12 protein-coding genes are annotated in these 11,114 nt (G+C 36.1%); 4 read left to right on the top strand and 8 right to left on the bottom strand.

From position 1 onward, the window contains the following. Window positions 1-30 precede the first annotated feature (30 nt). Window positions 31-750: an RDD family protein gene (locus tag KFE94_09725; GenBank protein UTW64960.1), complete on the top strand. Its 720-nt coding sequence runs from the start codon at window positions 31-33 to the stop codon at window positions 748-750. Here the strand turns inward: KFE94_09725 and KFE94_09720 are convergent, their stop codons facing one another. From KFE94_09720 to tatC, 4 genes are all read right to left on the bottom strand, one after another. Then, on the bottom strand, window positions 751-1,416 hold the full coding sequence (locus tag KFE94_09720) for a ribulose-phosphate 3-epimerase (protein ID UTW64959.1): 666 nt from the start codon (window positions 1,414-1,416) through the stop codon (window positions 751-753). Window positions 1,417-1,422: 6 nt separating this feature from the next. Then, window positions 1,423-2,178, bottom strand: coding sequence for an LPS export ABC transporter ATP-binding protein (lptB, locus tag KFE94_09715; protein ID UTW64958.1), 756 nt, complete (start codon window positions 2,176-2,178; stop codon window positions 1,423-1,425). Between the two features lies 1 nt (window position 2,179). After that, on the bottom strand, window positions 2,180-4,711 hold the full coding sequence (locus tag KFE94_09710) for a carboxypeptidase-like regulatory domain-containing protein (protein ID UTW64957.1): 2,532 nt from the start codon (window positions 4,709-4,711) through the stop codon (window positions 2,180-2,182). Between the two features lie 102 nt (window positions 4,712-4,813). After that, window positions 4,814-5,644 carry a twin-arginine translocase subunit TatC gene (gene tatC, locus KFE94_09705; protein ID UTW64956.1) on the bottom strand — a complete coding sequence of 277 codons (831 nt, stop codon included), beginning with the start codon at window positions 5,642-5,644 and terminating at the stop codon, window positions 4,814-4,816. A gap of 213 nt (window positions 5,645-5,857) precedes the next feature. Between tatC and KFE94_09700 the strand changes: the two genes are divergently transcribed. Together KFE94_09700 and KFE94_09695 are read left to right on the top strand one after the other, a co-directional pair. Further along, a complete protein-coding gene (locus tag KFE94_09700) occupies window positions 5,858-6,079 on the top strand; it encodes a hypothetical protein (protein ID UTW64955.1) in 222 nt (73 codons plus the stop codon). Window positions 6,080-6,157: 78 nt separating this feature from the next. Beyond that, complete coding sequence (locus KFE94_09695; protein ID UTW64954.1) at window positions 6,158-7,183, top strand: COX15/CtaA family protein; 1,026 nt, start codon at window positions 6,158-6,160, stop codon at window positions 7,181-7,183. Here the strand turns inward: KFE94_09695 and gldD are convergent. The 4 genes from gldD to mutY form a co-directional block, all read right to left on the bottom strand. Continuing rightward, window positions 7,164-7,748, bottom strand: a complete 585-nt coding sequence (gldD, locus tag KFE94_09690) for a gliding motility lipoprotein GldD (protein UTW64953.1) — start codon at window positions 7,746-7,748, stop codon at window positions 7,164-7,166. The genes KFE94_09695 and gldD overlap by 20 nt on opposite strands. Further along, window positions 7,738-9,024, bottom strand: coding sequence for a gliding motility-associated protein GldE (gldE, locus tag KFE94_09685; protein UTW68252.1), 1,287 nt, complete (start codon window positions 9,022-9,024; stop codon window positions 7,738-7,740). The genes gldD and gldE overlap by 11 nt, the downstream gene beginning before the upstream one ends. Window positions 9,025-9,116: 92 nt before the next feature. Next, entirely contained in the window at window positions 9,117-9,572 is a 456-nt protein-coding gene (gene ssb, locus KFE94_09680; GenBank protein UTW64952.1) for a single-stranded DNA-binding protein, read from the bottom strand. 30 nt (window positions 9,573-9,602) lie between these two features. Then, a complete protein-coding gene (gene mutY, locus KFE94_09675; GenBank protein ID UTW64951.1) occupies window positions 9,603-10,643 on the bottom strand; it encodes an A/G-specific adenine glycosylase in 1,041 nt (346 codons plus the stop codon). A gap of 99 nt (window positions 10,644-10,742) precedes the next feature. On the opposite strand from mutY, the gene KFE94_09670 reads away from it, so the two are divergent. Beyond that, a complete protein-coding gene (locus KFE94_09670; GenBank protein UTW64950.1) occupies window positions 10,743-11,030 on the top strand; it encodes an integration host factor subunit beta in 288 nt (95 codons plus the stop codon). Window positions 11,031-11,114: the final 84 nt, after the last annotated feature.

The raw sequence follows: 11,114 nt of genomic DNA, 5'->3' as shown, positions 1-11,114 counted from the left end.
CTTTCCTTTACATGCTCAAAACCCACAGCTTTGAAACAAATCACATCCAAAACAGCTTCATTGGTCTCCATCAATTTTCAGGTGGCGACACTTGGACAAAGAGCCGGAGCATTTTTGATTGATTTTCTCATCTTAGGAGGTGGAATCTTGCTACTACTTCTTCTTTTTAACTTTTTGGGTCTTGCAGGTGATTGGCTCATTTATTTGATTTTTTTGATCATATTGTTCTACTCTCTACTCTTTGAAATCTTTACGCGTGGTAGCACACCTGGAAAAAAAGCTATTGGACTTCAGGTGCTAAAATTCACCGGGGCTCCTCCCTCTGTATTGGATTATGTGATTCGTTGGGTTTTTCGAATTATAGATTTATATGGATCACTTTTTATGGTGGCTACTACATTTTCCATTTCATCTGCGTATGGTCAAAGATTAGGTGATGTCATGGCTGGAACCACAGTGATTAAATTTGATAAAAAGGAGACCGTATCCCTGAATGATCTTTTGGAAATGAAAACAAAAGAGAATTACTCTCCTAAATATCCGCAGGTAGAGAAATTAAACGACAAGGACATGTTATTGGTAAAATCAACGATTTTTAGAGCACAGCGCAATGTTAACCAGGCTCACAAGACTGCCTTATGGGAAATGGTGGATAAACTAAAATTCGAATTAGATATCAACGAAAAAGTCAAAGATCCTTTACTGTTTTTAAAGGACCTTCTACGTGATTATGTTATTCTTACCCGATAATTAAGCAATCACCTTCTTCATCTGAGCAATCATATCCTTTGGGTCTTCAGCTTTATATATTCCTGATCCTGACACAAAGATATCCACTCCGGCTTCTGCTACTTCAGCAATATTATCCAATTTGACACCTCCATCAATTTCAATCTCCACATGATCCAAACCTCTTTCACTCAACATTTGGCGTAAACGTCTAATCTTATCCAATGCTCCCTGGATAAATGATTGTCCTCCAAATCCAGGGTTTACCGACATAATCAAAATCAAATCTACATCTCCCAATACCTCTTCAATACTACTTAATGGCGTCCCCGGATTTAACGACACTCCTACTTTTGCACCTGTAGCTTTGATTTGTTGCAATACTCTATGAATATGCGTACATGCTTCTACATGAACAGTAATATAGTCAGAGCCTGCTTTAGCGAAATCTTCAATATAACGTTCCGGATTCTCAATCATCAAATGTACATCCAATGGAATTGACGCACATTTTTTAATTGCCTTTACGATAAAAGGTCCAAAAGTGATATTTGGAACAAAATGGCCATCCATCACATCCACATGCAGTACATCTGCGCCACCTTCTTCTACCAAAGTGATATCTTCTTGCAACCTACTAAAATCCGCTGATAATAAAGATGGTGCTATTTTTTTTTGATTTGCCATATTCGCTTAATCTAATTTTTTATTTGCGTCAAATTTCTTTCTTCTTAATTCGAAGTTCTGTCCTAAATAAACACGTCTCACCTGTTCATCAGCAGCAAGCTCCTCAGCAGTACCTGCTTTTAGAATACTTCCTTCAAACAACAGGTAGGCTCTATCGGTAATAGACAGCGTTTCCTGAACATTATGATCCGTGATCAGGATTCCAATATTTCTATATTTCAATTTATGTACGATAGCCTGGATATCTTCTACAGCAATTGGATCAACTCCTGCAAACGGTTCATCCAACAATATGAATTTTGGATCAACGGCCAACGCTCTTGCAATCTCACATCTTCTACGCTCCCCACCAGATAATAAGTCTCCTCGATTTTTCCGCACATGACCTAAACTAAACTCTTCGATAAGCTCTTCCAACTTAGCTTTTTGTTCCGCCTTCGACAACTTGGTCATCTCCAAAATAGACATGATATTGTCCTCTATACTTAGTTTTCTAAAAACTGAAGCTTCCTGTGGCAAATAACCAATTCCCAATTGCGCACGTTGATACATTGGCATTTTGGTGATTTCTTTCGAATCTAAAAATACCTTACCACCATTGGGTTTAATCAAACCCACCATCATATAAAATGAAGTCGTTTTTCCTGCCCCATTCGGTCCTAAAAGCCCTACAATTTCTCCTTGAGATACTTCAACAGAAACACCCTTCACTACAGTTCGGCTTTTATATTTCTTAACTATATTATCTGCAAACAACTTCATATTAAAACTTCAATTTAAATGCAATCCTTGGACCTAACCCTTTTACACCAAATAAATATCCAATATTTGGAGCATCCAGATACGTAAAACGCTGTACCATATCAATCCTAAAAATGTTGAATATATTTTCAATCCCCACACTTCCTTCTACATATGGTTTACCAGCTAGCCCGCCTAATCTTTCAGGCTTCAAAATTAACTCAGGATCTTCAATATTCTTATTTTTTTCAGAAACACTTCCAGCTAACATTTTCCCAGAAACTACGACTCTCATTTTACTATGTTTCACTAATGGCACAAAACCAAAAAGTAGACCATTAAAATGATGCTCCATAAAAATGCCTAAACTCTGATCACTCGCAAACTCCATAAAATTCATCATATTGAATGAATTCTTTTCATAGGAGATGGTCTCATTACCTCGATGAATAATTAATAATGGGTATGGTACCTTACCCCAGATTTTAGTTCCTTCTATTTCAATATCTGTAAAACCTAGAATACCCGGCATAAATCTTTTTTCGATTCTCAAAAACAATTTGTGATATTCATAGTCACTTCCAAATGATGGGCTCGAATAAGTATATTTCATTTTGAATACCGGAGCCGTTGTTTTAATTGGCTTACGCATATACTCTCCTTGAAGAAATCTTTCGTTTAACGAAAAACGTGTTCCAATAGAAAACGAATTATCAACGACCACATCCTGAATCTCTCCTGTTACTGCGTGAACCAATGTATTGAATCGGGTCGCACTGATATCTCTAAGATTCACTTCAAATGTATTTTGCAACCCATTAAACCATTCATGGGTATACTTTACGCCTAAGTTCTGAACATAAAACATATTGGTAGCCGGAGTCCTTCTAAATGATAACATATAATGATCGGGAGGAATACTCTTTAAAGCAAACCCCGGTTGGAACGTATTATTGACATAACTCACCGATAATCGCCTAAATGGATTCTTACTAAAGAAATATTCGACCTCTCCACGATATTTGAATCTCTTATCTTCAAATCCATATGCCCCCCATCCGGACAGACGCCATTTCTTGCTAAACTTCAAGTTTGTTCTAAAACCTGCACGAACACGAATTCCCTCCACAGTATTGTAACTTACCAAACTGGTCATTGGCCCAATATCCACTTTCTTTACCCCTAAATATGCTGATCCCAACAATCGGACGATGATATTAAATGTCTTAAACTGACGAATGTTTTGAATGGTATCTGCCAATTCATAAACTCCGGCTTCCCCTTTTGTCAATTCTTCATGTCTGTGCTCATCCCAATATTCATCCGGTAATTGCTCCTCTTCCACATCATATGTAAGCGTATTCAGGCTTTTGTAAAACTCATCAGGTCTTTCATAATTCACCTTAAAATTCGAATAACTTGTGGTCTTCGTACTATACACTCCCGTAGTTTTTCCTACCAATTGAAAATCTACAATCATAATATCTTTGACTTTATGCCATCCTACACCCTTGCTATACTTGAAATCCTGAGTAATACGCATGTCATCCACAAAATTGATATTCATACGCTTATCCAGATTTAACTCTATACTTTTTACCGCATAATTCATGGTGGAATCACCTACCCACATATGCCCTGTGAATGCTATCATCGTATGATTTCTTGGCATAAATGCCAGTTTCTTATACATCACACTATCTATAACTGTGGAATCTGTGATATAATAGCGATAAATAGTAGGTCCAATCATTGAGATTGGCGAAGTAAAAGATTTATCAAAAAGTAGAATTTTACTTTCGTATACATCCACATCCCCTCCAATCTTACTCATAAACTGATCTACACCCGAACTAATATTTCCATTATCAAATCCTGATAGTTTTGTCGCGGAAACCACTTCTTTGATATCCTTGCCATGATTTCTTTGATATACATTGGAAATTTTTTCCTGAATCAAAATAGGTAAAAACGGTTTTCCATTTAAGTCTGAAGTATCCACATAATCGCGAAGGACTTGAAACCCTTCCATTCCTCTTGCGTTAAATAATTTATCAGTGAAATTATTTAGATCATATTGACGTTTCACGTACTTCTCGTATTCAAAATAGTCAAAAGTCTTCCCTCTATTTTCATCTCTATGCTCTAAAACATTACGAATCAATATCACCGCAGGGTTTTCCTTATTCTTATACCGTTGCTTTTTAGACTTTACTTCAAAAGCCTTTAGTTCTTGAGACACAGAAACCAATTGCACATTGATTTCCTGATTTGTGCTCTTCGATAATTTAACTTCTTTTAGCTTATAACCTAGGCTAGAGAACACAATATGATCGGATCCCCATTCAGATTCTAGTATATATTTACCATCAATGTCGGTTGTTGTGCCAATATTTTTCCCCTTAAAAACTACATTGACAAACGGTAGAGGTTCTCCGGTTAAAGAATCACTTACCACTCCTCGAATTTTGACGTATTGCGCTTGTACTCCACCTAAACAAACCAGGAAGAGGATCAAAAGAACACTGAATTTTCTAGCAAAAATTATTCTCAAAAAACGGGAATTAACCTTAAAATACTGGATAAATCCATACCCTCTGGATTCATCATGCATTGCGAAAATAGTGTTTTCAGATGGTTATAGAAATAGTATTTTTTACTTTGGATTAAAAGCAACTACACGTGCTGAAATCTTAATACTCACTTCATATAAGAAGATTAAAGGGATCGTTACCAACACTTGAGAAAACAAATCCGGAGGTGTGATGATTGCCGATAAAAACAAAGCGGCTACCACAAAATGTCTTCTGTAACTCTTCAATAAATCCGGAGACAATATTCCAACTTTACTTAAAAAATATACAATCAATGGCAGCTCAAAAACCACACCTGCCGCAAGCACTACTCCTGTAACGGTAGATACATATGTAGATAAAGTTGGCAAAGTTTGCACTTCCGAACTAATAGAATAGGTAAAGAAAAAATTAACAGATAAAGGCGCAATTAAATAATACCCAAATAAAACTCCTGTGATGAATAATAAAGAAGCCCAGAAAACAATTCCTCTTGCATATCTGGATTCATTTGCTTCCAACCCAGGTTTAATAAATCTCCACATTTCCCAAAGGATATAAGGAAATGCAACTACAAATCCAGCGATCATTGACACCATAATATGTGAAGTAAACTGACCTGCCATATCTATATTTTGCAGCGGAGGAAAATCACCACCAATGCAAAGTAAATCTGGGTTCGATATTAGTCCTGGAAATTTAGTTGATACGTATTCTGAGAATTCACAGAGCATGCGAAATGTGAAAAAATCCGCTTGCTTTGGACCAAATATGACTGTATCGAAAAGAAATCTCTTATTGATAAATGCCAATACGGTAAATACCAATATGGCAATGGCACTACGCATCAAATGAAATCTCAACACTTCGAGGTGTTGAATAAACGTCATTTCGCCTTGAGACTCGCTACTCATAATCCTAAAAAAGACGACAAATATACATTGATTTCACCGATGATCAGGCGCTCATTTAACCATTTAAATTACCTATTAAAATTTTAGTCTTCAACTATTTATTACAAATCATTTTTTACTATTCAGACGTAATTACTTATTTTTGTGCGTCCTAACACTCCATTGTATAATCCAGAATGATACGGCAGCGTATTATTTTAGATACATTGTATTATGAAAAAGATTGCAACATTTATCCTCATCGCGGTTGGTCTTGTACTACTAGTGTTGAATTATAGCGAATCTGACACCGCAACGAATCCTATTTCATCCACTATTCAAACAAGCATCGACAATACCAAATTAACACCTGAAGTTGAAGAAGACGATAAGTCTATCGACCTTTCAAAAATTAATTTGCCGACAATTTTTGATGCACTATTTAAAATAAGATAATAGTCGTCAAAATCATTCTTTTACCTTACTACTATATTTTAATTCTTCATTAATTTCGCGGAATCAATCGAAGATTTCATGTCCACGAAATATAAACCAGTCATTATTTGGCTTTTCACTGGAGCAATTCTAGTATTTATTATGACAGCAATTGGCGGTATTACCCGTCTTACGGAGTCCGGTCTTTCTATGGTAGACTGGAATTTAATCATGGGAGCTGTCCCTCCTTTATCTGAAGAAGCCTGGCAGGAAACTTTTGAACAATACCAGCAATTTCCAGAATATAAAACCACACATAGTCATTTTGAATTAGATGACTTTAAAAGCATCTTCTTTTGGGAATACTTACATCGACTATTTGGAAGGCTTATTGGTCTTGTTTTTATAATCCCATTTATCATTTTCATTAGGAAAGGCCTGATAAAAGGTAAACTACTCAAGCAATTGACTTTTCTTCTTGGAATGGGTGCGTTTCAAGGTTTTCTTGGATGGTATATGGTTTCAAGTGGACTGGTACATGAACCTAGAGTAAGTCATTTTAGACTTGCTGCACATCTAAGTACCGCCTTTTTCACAATTAGTTATTCTGTTTGGTTGGCTTTAGGCCTTATGCAAAAAGAAGATTCTAAGCCTACAATAACACCTCAACTTCAAAAGCTTACCTGGATTTCTTTAGTGACCCTTGCAGTTCAAATCATTTTTGGTGCTTTTGTAGCGGGAAAAGATGCTGGAGTCATTCATAACTTTTGGCCCAATATGAATCCGGGGGAATTCATTTCACCAGAAGTCTTTTCAGGGTCGTTTTTAGATACAATAATCAACAACCCTTCAGGTATTCAGTTTGCACATAGATATATCGCCTATATTGTTGTAATAATGGTATTAGCCATTTGGTATAAGTCCAGAAACACTATTATCGATACCGAGACGAAAAAAAGATATAACATCATTTTGGGTATTGTAGTTTTCCAATTCATTATTGGAGTTCTCACTTTATTAATGCAAGTTCCTCTATCGTTAGGGTTAATCCATCAGCTAGGTGCATTATTGCTCCTGCTATCTTTTATATACACTTTAAGACGGTTTAGTCTTCTTTCCAGGTAAAAGATTGGATCATGTGGAACACATCGGTTTCGATGTATTGTTCAGCTGGGTATAAAGAATCCGCTTTAGGTGTCACTTCAAAATAAAGCGCTCCACGCACAAAATGACTTGCACTATCCGTTAAATAAAACTGATAGTTTGAAGCGGTGCTCCCTCTGAAATCATATATCACGCCATATACTTTAGAAGCAGAGTCAAAAACCACACTTTCCTCATAATCATCTGCCTTTCTGAGATGTTCCATTGCCAGCCTTCTGGAATCCTCAATCACATCATTTAGTTTCTTTGATTCTACATCCAGATAACTAAAATGAATAGTCGCCTTTTGATTGGGATACTTGATATTAAACCAACATTTCTGACCATTTTTCGCTTTAACAGGTATGATTTGTGCGTGTTGACTATACTCAAAATCAAACGGGCAAGATTCTGAATTTAACTTTTGATATTCATGTTCAGGAAAATCTATTCGAGCATATCCTAAAGGTTTAGGCACATAATTTTCTTCCGCACATCCAATTAAAACAAACACCAATAAAATCGCAAATACCCCTTTAATCTTCATCCGAATCAATTTTCACCTTTACACTTTTTATTCTCCTTCTATCTGCCGATTCAATTGTAAACGTATAGTTCTTAAACTGAATCGACTCTCCTTTCAACGGAATCCTTCCAGCTATCTCCAACACAAACCCTGCAATACTATCCGCTTCCCCTTTTTCATTCTCAAACTTCTCCCCTTTTACTCCAAGCGCTCTATACATATTAATCAAAGAGGTCTGCCCTTCAAAAACATAACAATCCTTAGATAACTTAGAATAATACAATTCATCATCATCAAATTCGTCTGATATATCCCCAACAATTTCTTCAATGACGTCTTCTAAAGTTACCATACCGGAAACTCCACCATATTCATCTACCACAATAGCAATATGAGTCTTCCTTGTTTGGAACTCTGTCAACAGGTCATCAATCTTTTTATTCTCCGGGACAAAAAATGGTTCGCGCATCAAAGTTTCCCAGTTCATGGATTCCCGATCCAAATAAGGCAATAAATCCTTTGCATACAAAACTCCTTTAACCGCATCAATACTATCTTCATATACAGGTATTCTGGAAAAATGAGTTTCTTTAATGATTTTCAACACTTCTTGGAAAGGGGTGCTGATCTCAATCAAAACAGATTTCACCCTCGGAGTCATAATTTGCTTGACATCAGTATTTCCAAACTTTACCACCCCTTCTAAAATCTTTTGATCTTCCGCTTCGATATTGGTCTTACTGGTCAAATCCAAAGCATGTTGTAAATCATTAACAGTAACTTTATGAGAATTCCCCTTTGCCTCTTCATTAATAAATAAACGTGTGGATTTTACTAATAAAGGTGTAATCCCGGTTTTAATTAGAAACGCATTTATATACGTCAAAGGAATTACGGTAATTCTTAAAAGCTTAATCGGGTATTTTGCAGCATATACCTTCGGTAATACCTCTCCCATCATTAACAATAGGAATGTAATAAGCACCACATTAATTAAAAAGACCTGAATACTCCCACTAACTTTAATGGTTAAAATCACCATATCTGCCGGAATAAATACACTTAACGATATTAATGAGGATAGTAATACAATGGCTACATTAATAAAATTGTTAAAGATCAAAATTGTAGCCAGCAATTCTCTGGGCTCCTGTAATAACTCAAGAACAGCTGAAGAAATCTTTCCCCCATCAGTCTCCAAAGTTTTTACCAATCTCGGGGATAATGAAAAAAATGCAACTTCAGAACCCGACACCATGGCCGACATAAACAATAATAAAATAAGCCCTAGTAACATTGAAAACACACCCAATGAAAATGCTTCCGTATTGATCAGCAAGAAAATATGACTAAGTATCAGTTCCAATTTTTCGGTTTAGATCAAACAGGTTAAAATGGGAGATCATCATCATCGTCTGCCGACAAGTCAACACCTTTAGAAGGAGCCGTATTACCTGGTGACGAAGGTTGTTGCATATTATCCACTCCCATATCTCCACGTTGATCACCTCTTCCGCCCAGCATGGTCATATTATCAGCAACAATCTCTGTCGTATAACGCATTTGTTTATTCTCGTCTTCCCACGATCGGGTTCTTAATTTTCCTTCGATGTACACTAACGAGCCCTTTCGCAAATATTTTTCGGCTACAGTAGCTAATCCTCTCCACATCACTACACGATGCCATTCTGTATTTGACACTTTGTCTCCCGTATTTCGATCTGTATACGTTTCTGTGGTCGCAACCGAAATTCTTGCCAAATTCACACCGCCTTCCAATGCACGCACTTCAGGGTCATTTCCTAAATGCCCTACTAAAATCACCTTATTTACAGATCCAGCCATAGCTTTAAATATTTCCTACAAAAATATCATTTATTCAATTGCCCTAAAGAGGCTTTTAAATTCTTGACGTAAAAATAACTGTTCAATTGATTTCGGTACCGGTAAATCTTTCAGTTCTTCGAATGTCACTAAATCATAATCTTCCATTTTCCATTGACTATTCCTCTCTTCAACTACCCAAAAATTCAGGTTTAAATTCTGATGTGTCAACTTTCTACTTCCTGAATATAATTTATATCCTTTAATGCCTTCTTCTAAATGTTCAATAGCATCTACAACCTGTTTACTTTCTTTCAAAATTGGTTGATATAACCCTTGCCAAATATCTCCCGACCCTCTTTTCTCCATAAAAACCTTATCACCCTCTAATTGAATCAAGAAATTTAGATATCTATTCTTCACTTTAAGTTTCTTTTCCTTTTTAGGGAGTTCTCCTTGCTTTTCATTCCTAAAAGCAAAACAGCTTTCCTGAAACATACATCTATGACATTGCGGATTTTTTGGCGTACACATCATAGCTCCAAAATCCATCATAGCCTGATTAAAATCTCCAGGTCTATCTTTATCTATGTAGGTATTTGCTAAAGCAGATATAGACTTGGCTCCTACCGGCACATTAACTGGCTCTTCAACTCCAAAATATCTGGAGATGACTCTTTGCACATTACCATCCACTGCCGCAACGACTTCTCCAAAACACACTGACGCAACCTCTGCAGCAATATAAGGCCCCACACCTTTTAACTTTATAATCTCTTTATAAGTATCCGGAAACACACCTTTATATTCATTCGTAATGAGCTTTGCAGAAAAATGGAGGTTCCTTGCTCTGGAATAATAGCCCAATCCCTGCCACAATTTCAAAATTTCTTCCTCCGGACACGCAGCCAAATCATTTACGGACGGAAATTTTTCTATAATTCTGTTAAAATATCCTAATCCCTGATCAATTCTGGTCTGTTGAAACACCACCTCTGCTATCCATATAACATACGGATTATCAGTATGTCGCCAGGGCAAATCCCTTTTATTCTGATCATACCAATCCAATAAAACTGTAGAAAAATTCATATATGCTAAAATATACTTAATTTCATTTTTGTAAGTAAAATAAAGGAGTATCTTTGCCGCCCTTAAAAAGATAAATAAGTAATTTTTAAAGACTTAGAAATGACTAAAGCAGATATAGTATCACAAGTTTCAGATAAAACAGGTATTGAAAAAGCTCAGGTGTTAGCCACTGTAGAAGCTTATATGGAAGCGGTAAAAGACGCTTTAAGTGAGGGAGAAAACGTTTATTTCAGAGGTTTCGGAAGTTTCATCGTTAAAAAACGTGCTGAAAAAACTGGTAGAAATATTTCAAAAAACACTACGATTATTATTCCTGCTCACAATATTCCAGCTTTTAAACCAGCTAAAACATTTGTAAACAAAGTAAAAGACAACGTTAACGTTTAATTTATTTTCTTTACACGTCTAATATTTAGACAAAAAACGAACAAATAATCTTTGGTTGTTTCACGACAGTTGAAGAGATAGAAT

It is taken from the genome of bacterium SCSIO 12643 (genome assembly GCA_024398135.1).
Lineage (GTDB): Bacteria > Bacteroidota > Bacteroidia > Flavobacteriales_G > Salibacteraceae > CAJXZP01.
This window is presented reverse-complemented; position numbering and strand designations above follow the sequence as displayed.